Genomic DNA, 17,707 nt, shown 5'->3' with positions numbered 1-17,707 from the left:
GTGCGTCGCGACACACCCGGCCGACGCGTCCCTCCCGGAGCGGGGAGAACCTCAGGGGTCGACGGGGGTGACCCGTCCGGTGTCCACGTCGTAGACCGCGCCCGTCACCGGCAGGCCCTCGGGCAGCAGCGGATGGTGGCGGATGCGCTCCAGGTCGTGTCGGAGCGCCCCCAGCTGGTCGTTGTCGGTGTGGAACTCCAGGCTGCGGGTGTCCACCCCGTACTTCTCCTGGATGAGGTCGTGGACGGCGTCGTCGCTCTCCACGGAGGCCATCTTGCAGCGGGTGTGCGGCAGGACCAGGACCCGGTCGACGCCGAGCAGGTACACCGCCAGGACCAGGGTGCGCAGGGTGTCGTCGGTCACCCTGGCGCCCGCGTTGCGGAGGATCTTGGCGTCCCCCGGCTTCAGTCCCAGCGTGTCCAGGGGCTCGATCCTGGAGTCCATGCAGGTGACCAGGGCCAGACCGCGTGCGGCGACCGGTTCGAGGCCGTTCAGGGAGAAGGACTCGGTATAGGCGTCGTTGGCGGCGAAGAGGTCGTCGAAGGCACCCGTGGAGGGGGTGGCACCGTTGTTGTCACTCACGTGGAGTCGCTCCCTTGTTCCGTGGTCACATGCGCCGCGCGCACCGGATCCGGTCCGGTGCGCGCGGCGTTCGGGCGAAGAACTCAGGCGTCGGCCCCGGGAGGGGCGATCCCGGAGTCGGTCTGCCCACTACCTACGGTAACGATCGCTCGGGGAAGGGTCTCACCCGACCCGTCCCGGCGGTCGGTCAGGTCGGGCAGGCGCACCGGCTTGCCGTCGGCGCGCGCGGCGCGGGCGGGGGAGCGGCCGATCCAGCCGAACAGCAGCGTGTCCTCGCCCTTGAGGTAGCGGTGGCAGCGGACACCGCCGGTGGCGCGGCCCTTGGAGGGGTAGGACTCGAAGGGCGTGACCTTGGCCGAGCCGGCCTGTGTGCCCTCCAGGGCGTTGGAGGAGCCCGAGACGGTGACCACCACGGAGTCCTCCGGGAGGGGCACGGCGCCGAACCACAGCACCCGCGCCTCCTCCGACAGGCGGACACCCGTCACGCCGCTCGCGGGACGGCCCTGGGGCCGCACGGTGCTCGCGGAGAAGCGCAGCAGCTGCGCCTCGGAGGTGATGAAGGCCAGGTCCTCCTCACCCGTGGACAGCTGGGTGACGCCCATGACGCGGTCCTCGTCCTTGAGCGCGATGACCTCGAAGTCGTCCTTGTTGGGCGGGTAGTCGGGGGAGACCCGCTTGACCACGCCGCCGCGCGTGCCCACGGCGAAGCCGGGTCCGGAGGCGTCCATCGACACCACCGACACCACCCGTTCGCCCTCGTCGAGCTGGACGAACTCGGTCACGTCCAGTCCCGAGGCCAGTGGCGGCCCCTCCCCGCCCTCGTCGGGCAGTTCGGGCAGCTCCACCACCGGAACGCGGATCATCCGGCCCAGGTCGGTGACCAGGCCGACGTCCGAGCGCGAGGTGGTGGGGACGGACACGTGGACGGCGTCGTGCCGGGTACGCAGGCCCTCGTACACGCGCGGCACGGTGGCGCCCTTGCTCCGGCCGATCGTGCCGTGCACGCCCATCAGCACGTGGCAGGGCTTGTCGGCCATCTCCAGCGGGATCACCGCGCTGCGCGACGCGCCGTCGCTCTCGCGCAGCTGGGTGCGGCGCGGGGTGGCGAACTGCTTGGAGACCTCGCCCAGCTCCTTGGAGACCAGGCGGCGCAGCTTCTTGTCCGACTCCAGGATCTCGGTGAGGGCCTCGACCTCCTTGTTGAGCTTGTCCCGCTCGGTCTCCAGCTCCAGCCGGTCGAAGCGGGTCAGGCGGCGCAGGGGGGTGTCCAGGATGTAGCGGGCCTGGACCTCGGACATGTCGTAGGCGCCCATGAGGGCCTCGCGGGCGGCGGCGGTGTCGTCGGCCTCGCGGATCAGGGAGATGACCCGGTCGATGTCCAGCAGGGCCACGATCAGGCCGTCCACCAGGTGCAGGCGCTCCTGGCGCTTGGTGCGGCGGAACTCGCTGCGGCGGCGCACCACGTCGAGGCGGTGGTTGACGTAGACCTCTAGGAGCTCGCGCAGGCCCAGGGTCTGGGGCTGGCCGTCCACGAGGGCGACGTTGTTGATGCCGAAGGACTCCTCCATCGGCGTCAGGCGGTACAGCTCCTCCAGGACGGCCTCGGGGTTGAAGCCGTTCTTGAGCTCGATGACCAGGCGCAGGCCCTGGGTGCGGTCGGTGAGGTCCTTCAGGTCGGAGATGCCCTGGAGCTTCTTGGCCTGGACCAGCTCCTTGATCCGGCTGACGATCTTCTCCGGGCCCACGCTGTAGGGCAGCTCGGTGACCACCAGGCCGGTGCGGCGCGCGGAGACCTTCTCGATGGAGACGGTGGCACGCGTCTTGAAGGAGCCGCGGCCGGTCCGGTAGGCGTCGCGGATGCCGTCCAGGCCGAGGATGGTGCCGCCGGTGGGCAGGTCCGGCCCCGGCACGAACTCGGTGAGCTCCTCCAGGGTGGCGTCGGGGTGGGCGATCAGGTGGCGGGCGGCCGCGACGACCTCGCCCAGGTTGTGCGGGGCCATGTTGGTGGCCATGCCCACCGCGATCCCGGAGGCGCCGTTGACCAGCAGGTTCGGGAAGGCCGCGGGCAGGACCTCCGGTTCGGTCTCCTGACCGTCGTAGTTGGGCTGGAAGTCGACGACGTTCTCGTCGATGGAGGAGACCAGCAGCTCGGCGGCGTTGTCCAGGCGGGCTTCGGTGTAGCGCATGGCGGCGGGAGCGTCGTCGCCGCCCAGGGAGCCGAAGTTGCCGTGGCCGTCGACCAGCGGCACGCGCATGGCGAAGGACTGGCTCAGGCGAACGAGTGCGTCGTAGATGGCGCTGTCACCGTGGGGGTGCAGCCGCCCCATCACCTCCCCGACGACGCGGGCGCACTTGACGTGGCCGCGGTCGTGCCGGAGCCCCATCTCGTTCATCTGGTAGAGGATGCGCCGCTGCACCGGTTTCATACCGTCGCGCGCGTCAGGTAGCGCGCGTTGGTAGATGACCGAGTAGGCGTACTCCAGGAAGCTGCCGCGCATCTCCTCGGAGACGTCGATGTCGATGATCTTCTCGGCGAGATCCTCGGGGGGACGGGTAGTAGTACGGGCCATGTCCGTAATTCTGGCCTGTGCCAGAGACTGAAACGTACATGGGCGCGTGGTTGGGGGAGTGTGAGCCGTGCGACGCCTGGTTTTCGCCCCTTTCGGGGAGGGTTTTCGCCCCGGGGGCGGGCCGGGGCGGGAACCACCGTCGACGGCAGGGGCGGGAGGCGGTCCGGCCGCTGGTCACGGCCGGTTCCCGGGACCCGCGGGGACGCCGGAGAGCAGGCGTCCCCGCGGTGCTTCCGCGACCGCAGTCGTCGTCAGCCGGTGAAGGGAATCGTGATCGAGGCGCCATCGTCGGGGCCGAGCAGAACCTTCGAGGACTGACTGCCCAGGGCGCTCCACAACTCGACGCGGACGGAACCGCCGTCCAGGTCGCCGAGGGTTCCCTCATCGCTCGCCAGGCCCTGGTCCTGCGTGTACTCCTCCCATCCGTCCAGATCGTCGGTGGCGAGGTAGCGGTAGGTCTCCGTCCGGTCGTCGGTGCCGTCGCCGTCCAGGTCGTAGACCACGCGGACCTGGACCGCGTTGGCGGTCGCGTTCCCGGAGTCCACCGGAAGGGAGAACGCCGTGGAGCCGCCGGTGTGGGAGCCGGTCAGGCCGTCGGCGCGCAGGACCACCCGGTCGTTCGGCGGCAGGCCGTCCTGGTTTCCTCCTCCGGCGGAGGCCACGGTGATCTCGTCGACGGAGCCGTGCGGGGTACCGGAGAGCGCGGAGGGGGTCAGGTGGAGCCGGCCGTCGCCGACACCGCCCTCGCCCGGGTCGCCCGGGTCGCCCGGGTCTCCGGGGTCTCCTGGGTCGCCCGGGTCTCCGGGGTCGCCTCCGCCGCCCTCACCCGTGGTGGAGGCCAGGGAGCGCGGTTCCACGCGCAGTTCGACGCCGTCGGAGAAGGAGACGGTGACCGGTTCCGGGCCCGGGTTGAACGCGGTGTGGGTGCGGCCGCCGTCGCCGTCGAAGACCGCGTAGTGCGCGGTGTCGGCGGTGACGGAGGTGTCGACGGTGCCCACCTCGGCGAGCGTGGAGACCCACTGGTAGGTGTGCGGCCTGGAACTGCCCGCCTCCGGCTCGTAGGTGTCCCACTGCTCCTCGAACATGCGCAGGGCGTCGTCGCCGTCGGAGAGGGCCCGGTGCGCCCAGTGGATGTCGCGCCAGATCTGCGGCTCGCCGCCGAGGCGGTCCACCAGGGACTCGTACATGGCACCGGCGTGCTCGGGGTCGTACCCCAGGTACAGCGAACCCGCGGTGATGGGCAGGTAGTTGATGCCGTAGTGCTCCTCCTCACCGCCGTCCCACCAGATGCGGTAGTCGCCGCCGTCGCCCCAGACCATGCCCACGACGTCGTGCTCGAAGTCGTCGGGGAACGTGTCGCCGCCGTGGTCCTGCCAGTAGCGGGTGATGGCGGAGGCCTGGGTGGTGTGCAGGTACACGCCCAGGTCGCGCAGCTCCTCGTCGCCGGTCAGCGAGCCGAACAGGGCGGTGGCGGCGGCGAAGTGCATGCCCTCGGAGGAGGACTCCTGGTTGTTGCCCGCGGCGAACCCGGCGTGCCCGGAGGCCCAGCCGTGTCCCGCGTAGGGGGAGAAGGAGCGCAGGCGCGGGAACATGCCGCTGTCGGGGTCGGGCTCGGCCACGTCCCGGATCAGCAGGCGGACCATGCCGCCCCAGGCGTCCTCGTCGGCCCACGCGCTGTCGTAGCGGGCGACGACGGCCGCCGCCGAGACGAAGTAGCCGTAGTGGAAGTCGTGGTCGTTGAGCTCCTCGGCGGCGCCGAAGCTGTCGGGGTAGCCGAGCATGGCGCCCCACTCGGCGTTGTGGTGGAACTGGCGGGTGCCCCCGGCGGTCAGCCAGTCCTCCAGGCGGCCCCTGACCAGGTCGAGGAGCTCGTCGCGGGCCTCGGTGTATCCGATGGAGTCGGCGATGGGCACGAGCTGGGCCAGGCGGCCCATGGCCTTGCCGTCCCAGTAGGTGTCGCCGGGTTCGGGGAAGGGCTCGGGGTCGGCGAGGACCTCGTCGATGAGCTGGCGCATCCGGTCGTGGTCGGTGCCGTCCACGGTCGGCAGGCTGGGCAGGATGCCCTGGGTGGTCAGCTCGGTCGTGAAGCTGGTGCCCTCGACCACCCGCATCTCGCCGCGCGGTGAGGTGTAGGCGAGGTCGGTGGTCCCGGTGGTGGCGTTGTCCCACTGGTGGGGGTAGAGCGCCATCAGCGTGCCGGTCTCCCCGCCCTCACGCGCCTCGGTCTCCAGCCGGTAGGTGCTGGTCAGGGTGGCGGCGGCCTCGTCGTAGTCGTACTCGACGACGGAGCCGGTGACGAAGGAGTGGGCGTAGGGGGCGAAGTCGCCCAGGTCCTCGGGGGAGGGGAGCGCCGCCACGGAGTAGTGCCCGTCGGCTCCGGTGGGGGCGGTGAAGGTGTTTCCGGACCGGGTCCAGGCGGCGCCGGAGGGGGCGAAGAGGGCGTAGTGGCGGCCGTCGACGCTCGCGCCGAGCACCGGTCCGTCCTCGTGCCAGACCTCGGGCGGGCTGGAGAAGGCCACCTCGGCGTCGCCGCCGCCGGTCTCGGCGTAGGCGAAGGGCATGCCCTGGCCGATGGTGGCGCGCAGGGAGGATCCGCCGCCCTCCCAGTGCGCGGTGACCGTCCAGTCGCCGCTGTCGGCCACACGGGTGTCGGGGGAGTCCAGCCCGGTCGTGCCCAGGGACAGGTCGGCGACGTGGGGGTACTCGTACTTGAGGCCGTCGCCGACGAGTCGGTGGTCCTCCGGGTAGCCCATCTCCAGTCCGCCCGCGTGGGGGCGGAAGCTGGCGGGGTGGGCGAAGAGGTTCTCGCCGTACGGGTTGTCGGGATAGCGCTGGAAGATGAGGGAGGACCACCACTCGTTGGTGGGGGCGGGACCCTGGTAGTCGTCGGTGACCTTGGGCGAGACCGGGACGCCGTTGAGGTCGGAGGGGACGGAGGCCCCCGCGGGGAGGGCGTCGGTGTAGCTTCCCGCGCCCACCGGGACCTGTGCCGTCGACGCGGACGCGGTGTCGGCGCCGTCGAGGGTGAGGGCCGGGGCGGACGCCCCGACGACGGCGAGTACCGCCGTGGCCGCCAGCGCCCCCAACCGCGTGCTCCGCCGGGACGGGTCCCGGAAATGCGGACGCCTGGGTCCGGATCGACTCCATGGATGCTGCATGGTGCGCCTTTCGCTCGTTTTCGCGGGAGGTCACTCCCCGTATGTGCGGGAGCGCTCCCAGACATGAGCCCTGGCGATGAGTGTTCAGCTGAACACGGAGAAGCGCAATGCCGGTAAAGTGGAAAGTTTCCTTACTGTTACAAGAGTGGCCCTGTGCGCTTTTCGGGAACCCGGTCTCGATATGTCTGCCTGGACGCGTCTCCGGGAGGTCGGGCCTGTGGACACCGCTTCGCCGGTCCCCGGGCTCTGGTACCAAAGGACGTATGGCCACACCCACCCCTGAGGACACCGCCCCCACCGCTCCCACGGACGCCTCCGGCGGCGCGCTGCGCGAACGCGCCGAGGTGCACCTGCGCGCCCTGGCCGGGGACTCCGCCCGGCTGCGCGAGGACCAGTGGACCGCCATCCACGCCCTGGTCGCCGAGCGTCGCAGAGCCCTCGTCGTCCAGCGCACCGGCTGGGGCAAGTCGGCGGTGTACTTCGTGGCCACCGCGCTCAGGCGCGCCGAGGGGGCGGGCCCCACCGTCATCGTCTCCCCGCTGCTGGCGCTGATGCGCAACCAGATCGCCGCCGCCGAGCGCGCGGGTATCCACGCGCGCACCATCAACAGCTCCAACACCACCGACTGGGAGACCGCCTACGTCGACGTGGCGGCGGGCAGGGTCGACGTGCTGCTGGTCAGTCCCGAACGCCTCAACAACCCCGAGTTCCGTGACCGGGTCCTGCCCGAGCTGGCCGCCGGGGCGGGCCTGGTCGTCATCGACGAGGCCCACTGCGTCTCCGACTGGGGCCACGACTTCCGCCCCGACTACCGGCGGATCCGCTCCCTGCTGCACGACCTGCCCGACGGCGTCCCGGTGCTGGCCACCACCGCCACAGCCAACGAGCGCGTCACCCACGACGTCGCCGAGCAGCTCCGGGCGGGCGGTGAGCGCGAGGACACCCTGGTCCTGCGCGGCCCCCTGGAGCGTGAGAGCCTGCGCCTGGCCGTCGCACGGCTGCCCGACTCCACGGCCCGGCTCAGCTGGCTGGCCGAGCACCTGCCCAAGATCCAGGGCTCGGGCATCGTCTACACGCTCACCGTCAGCGCGGCCCAGGAGACCGCCCGCTTCCTGACCGAGCAGGGCATGGACGTGCGCGCCTACACCGGACAGACCGACCCCGACGAGCGCCGCGAGGCCGAGGACGACCTGCTCGCCAACCGGGTCAAGGCCCTGGTCGCCACCAGTGCGTTGGGCATGGGCTTCGACAAGCCGGACCTGGGCTTCGTCGTCCACCTGGGCGCCCCGCAGTCCCCGATCTCCTACTACCAGCAGGTCGGCCGCGCCGGCCGCGGCGTACAGCGGGCCGAGGTGGTGCTGCTCCCCGGCCGTGAGGACACCCAGATCTGGGAGTACTTCGCCGGGCTGTCCTTCCCGCCCGAGCAGACCGTGCGCCAGACCCTGGACGTGCTCGCCGCCGCCGACCGGCCGCTGTCGCCCGCCCACCTGGAGACGCGGGTGGACCTGCGCCGCACCCGCCTGGAACAGATGCTCAAGGTGCTGGACGTGGACGGCGCCGTCCGCCGGGTCCGGGGCGGCTGGGTGGCCACGGGACAGCCGTGGACCTACGACGCCGAACGCTACGAGGCCGTCAGCCGGGCACGCGAGCGCGAGCAGCGCGCCATGCTCGACTACCTCGACCTCGGCACCTGCCGGATGGAGTTCCTGCGCCGCCAGCTGGACGACCCGGAGGCCGTCCCCTGCGGACGCTGCGACGTGTGCACGGGGGAGTACTGGCCCACCGACGTCGACTCCACCCGGCGCGAGGCCGCCGCCGAGCACCTGGACCGGCCAGGCACTCCGATCGCGCCGCGCCGACAGTGGCCGACCGGGATGAGCACCCTGGGCGTGGACCTGTCCGGCAAGATCAGGGAGGAGCTGCGGGCCGGGGAGGGGCGCGCCCTGGGCCGCCTCACCGACATCGGCTGGGGCAACGAGCTGCGCCGCGTCCTGGCCCCCGACGCCCCCGACGCGCCGGTGGACGAGCGCGTGATCCAGGGCGTGGTGCGGGTCCTGGCCTCCTGGGGATGGGAGCGCCGCCCCGTCGGGGTGGTGGCGATGCCCTCGCTCACCCGCCCCGGAATGATCACCGACCTGGCCTCGCGACTGGCCCGGCTCGGGCGGCTCGCACCCGTGGGAGCGCTGGAGTACCGCGCCGAGCACGGACCGGGGCCCCGAAGGCACAACAGCGCGATGCGCCTGGAACAGGTGTACTCGGCCCTGGCCGCGGGGGACGGGCTGAACGCGCGGATGGCCGAGCTCCAGGAGCGAACACCGGGGCCGGTGCTGCTGGTCGACGACCTCGTCGACACCGGCTGGAGCCTCACCGTGGGTGCCGCACTGCTCCGCCGGGCTGGGGCGCCCGAGGTCCTGCCGCTCACCCTGGCCACCACCGGGGGCTGATCCGGCCGCGTCCGTGCGGCGGCGGGGCCGGCGGCCTGTGTCACCGCACTAGCGGATGCGCTGGCCGCGCGGGGCACCGCGGCGGACCGGCTGCTCCTCGCCCAGGTCCGGGCGGGCACCCGGCTGGTGCAGGGCGCGTGCCGCCAGGTGGTGCGCCCGGCCCAGCGCCTCCTTGGGATGGCGTCCGGCCAGCCACGCGGGCAGGAAACCGGCGACGAACGCGTCACCGGCGCCCACCGAACCCGGGGACGGCTCCACCGGCTCGGCGGGCGCCGTCACGCAGTCGTCGCGGGTCTTGGACGCCCACAGGCCGCCCTTGTCACCGAGCTTGAGCACCACGTTCGGGAACCAGGCGGTCAGTACCTTCGCGGCGGCCTCGGGTTCGTCCCGTCCGGTGAGCACCCGGGCCTGGTCGGCGTTGGCGAACAGCAGGCGCGCGCCCTGGGTCCAGTCCAGGAAGTTCTCCGCGCCCGCACGCTCCAGCGGCGCGTGCGAGCCGGCGTCCACCGAGATCGACATCCCGCTCTCACGGGCCATGCGCAGCGCCACCCGGGCGGCGCGCCGGGAGTCGGGGTTGATCAGCGTGTACCCCGACACGTGCAGGTGCCCGTCCGGGCCGAACACGTCGCGGGGCAGGTCCTCGGGCTGCAGGCGGGCGTTGGCGCCCGGGTCGCTCAGCATCGTCCGGTCGCCCCGGTGCGTGATCATCACCACGCAGGTGCCGGTGGGGCGCTCGGGGTCCATCACCATGCGTGAGTCCAGGCCGTAGCCCATGAGTTCCATCTCACGGGTGCGTCCGGTGATGTCGGAGCCCCGGCGACCGACGAAGGTGGTCTCGATGCCCTCCACGGCCAGCCACGAGGCGATGTTCGCCCCGGAGCCGCCGCCGTACATGACCACGGACGCCGGGGTATCGCTGCCGCGAGCCAACGCGTGGAACGCGCGCGCGACGGCGTCGGTCATCAGGTCACCGATCACGACCACTCGTGTCATTTCGCCAGCCACCGCCGAGGATTATGAGATTCCGTGCTCGCACGACGTTAACAGGTGAACTGTCAGCGGCGTGTAACGAAGTGACAGCACCCCGGCCACACCGGATCCGATTCCCTCCCGGAGGCTCGCATCCCCGCGGTACGGGCGAACCCGGGCCCGCGTCCGGGCCCGGACCGGGGCCGCGAGACCGGCCCGTGGGGACGCGCCGGGCAGGGGCTCCGAGCGGGGTTTTCACGGCACCCGCACGTACTTTCCCCGGATTCGGCCGTTTGTCGTTTAGTCTCACAGTCGTGCAGTCCTACCCGAACCACTGGGAAGCCGACGTCGTCCTCACCGACGGAGGCACCGCGCACCTGCGCCCCATCACCGCCGAAGACACCGACCTGCTCCGCGAGTTCCACGCCAGGCTCTCACCGGAGACCATCTACTACCGGTTCTTCGCGCCCTATCCCAAGCTCTCCGACCGCGACGTCAGACGCTTCACCAACGTCGACTACGAGGACCGCGTGGCACTGGTCGCCACCATCTCCGACTCCCTCGTCGCCGTGGTGCGCTACGACAAGGTGGCTCCGGAGGAGGCCGAGGTCGCCTTCGTCGTCGAGGACACCCACCAGGGCCGCGGCCTGGCCTCGGTGCTGTTGGAGCACATCGGCGCGGCCGCCCGCGAACGCGGTGTGCGCCGTTTCATCGCCGACGTGCTGCCCGAGAACCGGCGGATGATCAACGTCTTCCGCGAGGCCGGCTACACGGCCCAGCAGACCTTCGACGAGGGCGTCATCCGGCTCACCCTGGACCTTCAGCCCACCGACGACTCCACCGAGGTCATGCGGGCCCGTGAACAGCGCGCCGAGTCGCGCTCCATCGCCCGCCTGCTCTTTCCGAACTCGGTCGCGGTCATCGGCGCCAGCCGCACCGCGCACACCATCGGCCAGACCGCCCTGCGCAACCTGCTCGGCGGCGAGTTCCAGGGTCCCGTCTACCCCGTCCACCCCGAGGCCAGGGCGGTCGTGGGCGTACGCGCCTACCCCTCGGTCCTGGACATCCCCGACCAGGTCGACCTCGCCGTCGTTGCGGTACGCGCCGACATGGTGGTCGACGTGGTCGAGCAGTGCGCCGAGAAGGGCGTGCACGGACTCATCGTGGTCAGCTCCGGGTTCGGCGAGATCGGCCCCGAGGGCCGTGCCCGCCAGGACGAGCTGGTGCGCACCGCGCGCGCCGCCGGGATGCGCGTGATCGGCCCCAACTGCCTGGGCATCGCCAACACCGACCCCGCCGTCTCGCTCAACGCCACCCTGTCACCGGACCTGCCGCCCACCGGCACCATCGGGTTCTTCTCCCAGTCCGGCGCCCTGGGCCGCGCCATCCTCCAACGCGTCGCCGAGCGCGGGATGGGCCTGTCCACCTTCGTCTCGGCGGGCAACCGCGCCGACGTGTCCGGCAACGACCTCATGCAGTACTGGCAGGAGGACCCCGCCACCGAGGTGGTGCTGCAGTACCTGGAGTCGCTGGGCAACCCGCGCAAGTTCACCCGTCTGGCCCGCCGCCTGGCCAAGCAGAAGCCGGTCGTGGCGGTGCGCAGCGGCGGCTCGGCGCGGACCACGCCCACCGGCCACGCCGCGGGCGGGCTCTCCCTGCCCGACTACGCGGTCACCTCCCTGTTCCAGCAGGCCGGCGTGGTGCGGGTGGACGACATCACGCAGATGTTCGACGCCGCCCAGGTGTTCGCCTACCAGCCGCTGCCCGAGGGGCCCCGCGTGGGCGTCATCGGCAACTCCGACTCCCTGGAACTGCTGGTCAAGGACGCGGCCGTGCGCCAGGGGCTCAAGCCGCACGACCCGGTCAACCTGGGTCCCCAGGCCACGGCCGAGGACTTCGACCGAGCGCTGGAGACGGCGCTGGCCGCCGAGGACGTGCACTCGGTGGTGGTGGTGTTCGTCCCCGCGCTGCACCCCATCTCCGACGACGTGGCCAGTGTGCTGCGGGCCCGCTCCCTGAACTCGGCCAAGCCCATCGTCACCACCTACCTGGCCCGCCAGGGGATCCCCGACGAGCTGCGCCAGGTCGGCGAGCGGGGCGAGACCCTGCGCGGATCGGTGCCCTCCTACCCCTCCCCGGAGGACGCGGTGCGCGCCCTGGCCTACGCCACGCGCTACGCCCAGTGGCGCAACCGCAAACCCGGACGCCATCCCGAACTGCCCGACATCGACCGGGCCCGCGCCCGCGCCACCATCGCCCGCGCGCTCAAGAACACCACGCCCCGGGTGGAGGACGTCGCCTGGTTCGGCGGGGAGCGCCGCTACGACGAGGAGACGGCGATCTCCGGCGAGGACGCCCGCGACCTGCTGTCCTGCTACGGCATCACCGCCTACCCCGACATCCCGGTCTCCTCGGGCGAGGAGGCCGTGGTGGCCGCCGGGGAGCTGGGCTACCCGGCGGTGGTCAAGGCCGACTCACCGGACCTGCGCCTGCGAGCGGGCGGCGCGTTCGTGCGCGCCGACCTGCGCACCCCCGAGGACGTACGCAGCGCCTTCGTCTCCCTGCACGACCGCTTCGGCGAGGAGGCCTCGCTCGTCGTGCAGCGCATGGTCGCCCCCGGCGTGCCCACGGTCATCCGGGCGGGGGACAACCAGTCCTTCGGGTCGGTGGTCTCCTTCGGCCTGGCGGACGTGACCGCCGAGCTGCTCGACGACCGGGCCTTCCGGCTGGCACCGCTCACCGACATGGACACCTCCGACCTCATCCACGCCGTGCGCGCCGCCCCGCTGCTGTTCGGGCTGCCCGCCGGTGCGACCTCGCTCGCCGAGCAGCCCAACGTGGAAGCCCTGGAGGAGCTCCTCATACGGGTGTCGCGCCTGGTGGAGGCCTTTCCCGAGATCGGCTACGTCGACCTGGACCCGGTCCTGGTCAACGCCACCGGCGCCCACGTGCTGGGCGCGCGCATGTGGCTGCGCGAGGCACCCGAGGTACGCCCGGACGCCGGTCCCCGGCGGCTGCGCGGGGTGACGTTCTGATCATGAGGTGGGCGTCCCGGTTCACGTCCCGGTCGCGAAGTGTCACGGGAAGGGGGCAGGATAGGAGTATGAGGAAAACACGTGCCGTGTCCACGGACTGGCGGCTGGAGATCGAGCGCAGCGGGTACTACCCCGCGCTGGTGATCGACGCCGTCGACGATGTCCTCGGTGACGAGAGCGCCGAGGCGTTCATCGTGCACCACGAGGCGACCTTCGACCCGGCCATGGAGATGCGGCGGCACATCACCGTGATGCTGCTGACCGCGACCCGGCTCGTGGTGTGCCACACCGACGAGCACCCGCCCACCGAACCCGGCGGCACCTCGCACGCCTCCACCACGACCGACAGCATCCAGTTGGGCAACATCCAGTCGGTGGCCCTGACCCGGGTGGTGCCCAACCCCGCCGAGTACACGCCGGGCAGCCTGCCCAGCGAGCTGGTGTTGAGCGTCAACCTCTCCGTGAACTGGGGCGCGATCGCCCACATCGACCTCGAACCGGCCTCCTGCGCGGACGAGACGTGTGAGCTCGACCACGGTTACACCGGTGCGATCACCGCCGAGCCCCTCACCCTGCGGGTGAGCGAGGCCGCGGACGGCGCCTCGGCCGTTTCGGCGATGATGCACTTCGCCGACGCCCTGTCCGCGGCGAGCACCGGCCGCTGAGGACGCCGGGGCCGGAGGAGCCCTCTGGCGGCCCGCGGGTCCCGGCGGCCTGGGGGAGGGGAGCCTTGGGAGGCGAGAGGCGAGCCCCGCCGTGTCGCGTAACACGGGGACCATCGCCCGTCACCGGGAATTGACGAACGCCGTGGTGCCCTGACGATCCGGCCGTCTAGGGTTGGACCGGATTCGTGCACAACGTACGAGTGAGACGCGTCCGGTCACGAGCCGGACGCGTGACGCGTGCGGCGACGGGCCCGCGCGCTCCCACCCCTCCCCGCACACGCGAGGACGCACCCGGAGAAAGGTCAGCTCGCGATGACGCAGCACCCCTCCCCGACACCCTCAGGCGACACGCCCCTGGTACGCCTGACCGTCGACCGGGCCATCGCCACGGTCACCCTCGACTCCCCCCGCAACCGCAACGCGCTGTCCGCGCGGCTGCGCTCGGAACTGTCCGGGGCCCTCGCCGACGCGGTGGCCGACGACGAGGTGCGCGGTGTCGTGCTCACCGGCACGGGCTCCGTGTTCTGCGCGGGAGCCGACCTCAAGGAGGTCGGCGCGGCGCTCCGGGGCACCCCGGTCGAACCGGCGCCCGAGCTCCCCGAGATCTTCGAGCAGATCATGGGTGCCCCCAAGCCGGTGGTCGCCGTCCTCAACGGTGCCGCCCGAGCCGGGGGCATAGGGCTGGTGGCCGCCGCCGACATCGCGCTGGCGCCCAGGAGCGCCACGTTCGCCTTCACCGAGGTGCGCATCGGCGTGGTCCCCGCGGTCATCTCCGTCCCGGTGTCCGCACGGATGCACTCGCGCCAGCTCAGCCGCTACTTCCTCACCGGAGAGCTGTTCGACGCCTCCGAAGCCGCCAGGGCGGGCCTCGTCACCCAGGCCGTCCCCGACCGCGACATGGAACACGCGGTGGACGCGGTCCTGCAGGGGCTGCGGGGATCGGCGCCGCGCGCGCTGTCGCGCACCAAGGAACTCCTGGGCGAACTGGGTTCGGGCGCGCTGGCCACGGCCGGCCGGCGGGCCGAGTCCTTCGCGCGGATGGGTGAGCTGTCCGCCGAGTTCTTCGGGAGTGAGGACGCGGCCGAGGGCCGTGCCGCCTTCTTCGAGAAGCGCCCGCCGCGCTGGGCCCGGTAACCGGGGCCCGAGGCGCCCTCCGGCGCGTCCTGGGGTCGGACGTCCTGCCACCGGGTGTCCGGCCCGGGCGACCCGGGTGCGTCCGCCCCCGAGGACAGGTCACAATGGTCGGGTGAGTTACTCCGGAGATATCAGGGTCGGTGGCCCCGCCGACCTGCGACGACTAACGCATCTGACGATCACCAAACTGGCCGTCGGGCCAATGGACAACAACACCTACCTGCTGCGTTGCCGTGCCACCGACGAGGCCGTGCTCATCGACGCGGCGGCCGAAGCCGACCGCATCCTGGAACTGATCGGCGAGAACGGCCTGACGAGGGTGATCACCACCCACCGCCATCAGGACCACTGGCAGGCCCTGGCCGAGGTCGTCGGCCAGACCGGTGCCCGAACGGTCGCCCACCCCGACGACAGCGGGGAACTCCCGGTCTCCGTGGACGAGCCCGTCGTGCACGGGACGCGCGTCCCCGTGGGGGAGAGCTTCCTGACCGTCATCCACCTGCGCGGGCACACACCCGGATCGATCGCCCTGCGCTACGACGACCCCGAGGGCCGGACCCACCTGTTCACCGGTGACAGCCTCTTCCCGGGCGGTGTCGGCCGCACCTGGTCCGACGAGGACTTCCGCGTTCTGCTCGGGGACGTGGAGGAGCGCCTGTTCGGCTCGATGGCCGACGACACCTGGGTCTATCCCGGGCACGGACGCGACACCACCCTGGGAGTCGAGCGCCCGCACCTGGACGAGTGGCGCGAGCGCGGCTGGTAGGGGTTCTCAGGCGCCGAAGCAGCAGAAGCTGATCCGCCCGAGGTGAGCGGCCACCGCCTCGGGCAGGGGCGCTCCCCGCGCGAACGCGCGGTGGAAGCGGCGCATCGCCACGTCGGCCCTGGAGTCCCCGACGGGAACGGGGCTGGCCACCACCGCGCGGACTCCGGCGGCGAGCAGCGCACCGACGAACCCCAGTGGAGCCCCGGTACGGCCCGCGAAGCCCCGGCCGCTCCAGCAGGTGGACAGGACCACCACGTCCGGCACCCGGGACAGTGCGGTCAGGTCGCAGGCCAACAGGGGACCGTCGTCCAGCGTGACCGAGGCGAGCATGGGCGAACGGTGGGGAACGCGCCCGTGCCCGGCCAGGTGGACCAGGTCGGCCTCCCCGAAGGCGGCCAGCACGTCGGAGCGCCCGGTCCGGTCGGCGGTGAGCACGCGTGCTCCCGGGTAGAGGCCGGCCAGCCCGGCCACCTCGCGCCCGGCCCCGGCGGGTCCGGGCGCTGCCACCAGCAGTACCCGTCCCGGCGCGGTGGGAGCGGCGGTGCCGGAGGGGGCGTGGTCCAGCCAGAACCGGGCGGTGGGCACCAGGTGCGTCGGGCGTCCCCGCAACGGGGGGAGCATGCCCCACGGCGGATCGCCCAGGTAGGGATCGCCCGCCACCACCAGCGGGCGGTCCCCGAACAGCGGCAGCAGTGGACCGAGCAGGGCGTCGGCGGCGGTGTCGGCCGCCTCCCGGACGTCGGTCCCGAACGAGGGCCCGGGGAGCAGCAGCGGGTGCACGAACCGGCCGAGTACCCGTGCCACATGGCGGATCGGTCCCAGTACCCGGGCGTGGACCCGCCCGGCCACGGCCACGAGCGCCACGGCCTCCCCTCCGGTCCGCGTGTACCGGACGAACGCCCGGTCGCCGAGCCGCTCCAGCAGCGCGTCGGCCACGGGGCCGGGGCGGGGATCCCCCCGTGTGCCGTCCGCGTGCTCCCGCACAGGTGCGGAGGGCGGTGGGGGACCGGCCGACCGCGCGGACCGGGTCTCGTGGTGTGCCTGCCAGCGGGCGGACTCCAGGCGTCGGGCGACGGTGTTGGGGTCGCGGCCGTGGACCAGGGCGTCCCGGTAGTGCTCGGCCAGCGAAACCGTCGCCGGTGTACGCACCCCGGGGCCGGGGACGTGGGGGACCGCCCAGGTCCGGGCCAGTTCCGCCCACTCCAGGGCGGCCGCCGCTTCCCCGGCCTCCAGTGCGTTCTCCAACCCCGCCTGGACCACGTGCGGGTCGTTTCCCGCCTCCGCGAGCCAGGGCCCGGGCAGGCGGGACGCGGCGCGGTCGAGCGTGTCCAGTGCCCGGTGCGCGGCGACCCGTCCGTGCGGTTCCGGTACCGCCCACGGACTCCGAACGGCCAGGGCGTTCCGTGCCCGGGACACGGGACGGGACCGGTCGCCGCGCACCGCGATCCGTTCCAGGCGCGCGGCCAGCCGGTACCACAGGGAACCGGTGCCGAACGTGTGCCGGACCCGGCGGGTGAGCTCGACGGTGCGGAGGCGGTCGCCCCGCAGCAGCCACAACTTGGCCTCCACCAGCATGGTGTTGGCCGAGGCGGGTGCGCCGTCGGCCCAGGGGCCGTCCGCCAGGGCCGTCGCCGCGTCCTCCACCAGTCCCTCGGCCAGCAGGGCCTCGGCCAGGTCCACGTGCAGTGCCTCCCGCCGCTCCGGGGGAAGGCGGTCGGTCAGGCCGTGGAAGGTGGCGATGGCCCCGGAGGCGTCGCCCCGGTAGAGGCTCAGGCACCCCAGGTTCTGGCGGACCACCATGTCCATCAGCGGCAGACGGCGCTCCCTCGCCAGGGAACGGGCCTCGCACAGGTGGTCCTCGGCCTGTGCGAAGCGCCCGCACAGTGTCTGTGCGAGTCCCAGGTTGAGCAGGACCCCCGGCATCACCGTCACGGACTCGGCCACCGGGTGGCCGCGGAGCCGCCGGTGGGTGTCGGTCAGCAGCGCCGCGGTCTGTTCGAACATGCCGCCCTCCTGCGCCAGCAGGACTCCGCGGGTGACCCGGGCGAGCAGCGATCTGCCGGAGCGCAGCACGGTGTGGTCGAACTCGCCCTGCCCGCCTGGGAGGGGGAGGGCCGAGGGGGAGTCCGGGGACGGGGGAGCCGACTGGGCGCGCAGGGACACGTACGGGTGCCTTTCACCGAAGGGGCGATCCGACCCCAGGAATAGCAGCGGTGCAGGGCCGAGGGGAGTGGTCGGAGCCGATCGGGGGCCATCCGGCGTGCGCGAACCCGGACGAAGCCGGATGAAGGAACACGATCGGGCGCGTGTTCCCGTTGTCCTCCAACCCGGGTTCGGAGCGTCCCGTACTGTGACGGCTGGGACACCGCGGCAGCGGGGCACCG

The 17,707-nt window shown here is 72.4% G+C and carries 10 protein-coding genes; 5 read left to right on the top strand and 5 right to left on the bottom strand.

Features of this window, described 5'->3' with window-relative positions:
* Positions 1 to 51: 51 nt before the first annotated feature.
* The 3 genes from FYX01_RS17755 to FYX01_RS17745 form a co-directional block, all read right to left on the bottom strand.
* Positions 52 to 582, bottom strand: a complete 531-nt coding sequence (locus tag FYX01_RS17755; protein WP_150242816.1) for a beta-class carbonic anhydrase — start codon at positions 580 to 582, stop codon at positions 52 to 54.
* Between the two features lie 83 nt (positions 583 to 665).
* Entirely contained in the window at positions 666 to 3,152 is a 2,487-nt protein-coding gene (locus FYX01_RS17750) for a DNA gyrase/topoisomerase IV subunit A (RefSeq protein WP_150242814.1), read from the bottom strand.
* Positions 3,153 to 3,403: 251 nt separating this feature from the next.
* Positions 3,404 to 6,238: a glycosyl hydrolase gene (locus FYX01_RS17745; RefSeq protein WP_223830523.1), complete on the bottom strand. Its 2,835-nt coding sequence runs from the start codon at positions 6,236 to 6,238 to the stop codon at positions 3,404 to 3,406.
* A gap of 335 nt (positions 6,239 to 6,573) precedes the next feature.
* On the opposite strand from FYX01_RS17745, the gene FYX01_RS17740 reads away from it, so the two are divergent.
* Entirely contained in the window at positions 6,574 to 8,754 is a 2,181-nt protein-coding gene (locus tag FYX01_RS17740) for a RecQ family ATP-dependent DNA helicase (protein WP_150242810.1), read from the top strand.
* A gap of 48 nt (positions 8,755 to 8,802) precedes the next feature.
* On the opposite strand, the gene FYX01_RS17735 is transcribed toward FYX01_RS17740, so the two are convergent.
* Complete coding sequence (locus FYX01_RS17735) at positions 8,803 to 9,738, bottom strand: carbohydrate kinase family protein (RefSeq protein ID WP_150242975.1); 936 nt, start codon at positions 9,736 to 9,738, stop codon at positions 8,803 to 8,805.
* Between the two features lie 299 nt (positions 9,739 to 10,037).
* Between FYX01_RS17735 and FYX01_RS17730 the strand changes: the two genes are divergently transcribed.
* The 4 genes from FYX01_RS17730 (at position 10,038) to FYX01_RS17715 (ending at position 15,323) form a co-directional block, all read left to right on the top strand.
* Positions 10,038 to 12,758, top strand: coding sequence for a bifunctional acetate--CoA ligase family protein/GNAT family N-acetyltransferase (locus FYX01_RS17730; protein WP_150242808.1), 2,721 nt, complete (start codon positions 10,038 to 10,040; stop codon positions 12,756 to 12,758).
* Positions 12,759 to 12,844: 86 nt separating this feature from the next.
* Positions 12,845 to 13,423, top strand: a complete 579-nt coding sequence (locus tag FYX01_RS17725) for a DUF5998 family protein (RefSeq protein ID WP_150242973.1) — start codon at positions 12,845 to 12,847, stop codon at positions 13,421 to 13,423.
* A 312-nt stretch (positions 13,424 to 13,735) separates the two neighbouring features.
* On the top strand, positions 13,736 to 14,557 hold the full coding sequence (locus FYX01_RS17720) for an enoyl-CoA hydratase-related protein (RefSeq protein WP_150242806.1): 822 nt from the start codon (positions 13,736 to 13,738) through the stop codon (positions 14,555 to 14,557).
* 112 nt (positions 14,558 to 14,669) lie between these two features.
* Positions 14,670 to 15,323 carry an MBL fold metallo-hydrolase gene (locus FYX01_RS17715; protein ID WP_150242803.1) on the top strand — a complete coding sequence of 218 codons (654 nt, stop codon included), beginning with the start codon at positions 14,670 to 14,672 and terminating at the stop codon, positions 15,321 to 15,323.
* Between the two features lie 6 nt (positions 15,324 to 15,329).
* On the opposite strand, the gene FYX01_RS17710 is transcribed toward FYX01_RS17715, so the two are convergent.
* Positions 15,330 to 17,486, bottom strand: a complete 2,157-nt coding sequence (locus tag FYX01_RS17710) for a CHAT domain-containing protein (protein WP_150242801.1) — start codon at positions 17,484 to 17,486, stop codon at positions 15,330 to 15,332.
* Positions 17,487 to 17,707: the final 221 nt, after the last annotated feature.

It is taken from the genome of Nocardiopsis quinghaiensis, from assembly GCF_008638365.1.
Lineage (GTDB): Bacteria > Actinomycetota > Actinomycetes > Streptosporangiales > Streptosporangiaceae > Nocardiopsis > Nocardiopsis quinghaiensis.
Note: the sequence above shows the minus strand (reverse complement) of the source record. Positions and strands in the feature narration are given on the sequence as shown.

Excerpts from the sequence above, each read along its gene's own strand:
- FYX01_RS17750 (WP_150242814.1), bottom strand. The coding sequence starts at position 3,152 with ATGGCCCGTACTACTACCCGTCCCCCCGAGGATCTCGCCGAGAAGATC.
- FYX01_RS17740 (WP_150242810.1), top strand. The coding sequence starts at position 6,574 with ATGGCCACACCCACCCCTGAGGACACCGCCCCCACCGCTCCCACGGAC.
- FYX01_RS17720 (WP_150242806.1), top strand. The coding sequence starts at position 13,736 with ATGACGCAGCACCCCTCCCCGACACCCTCAGGCGACACGCCCCTGGTA.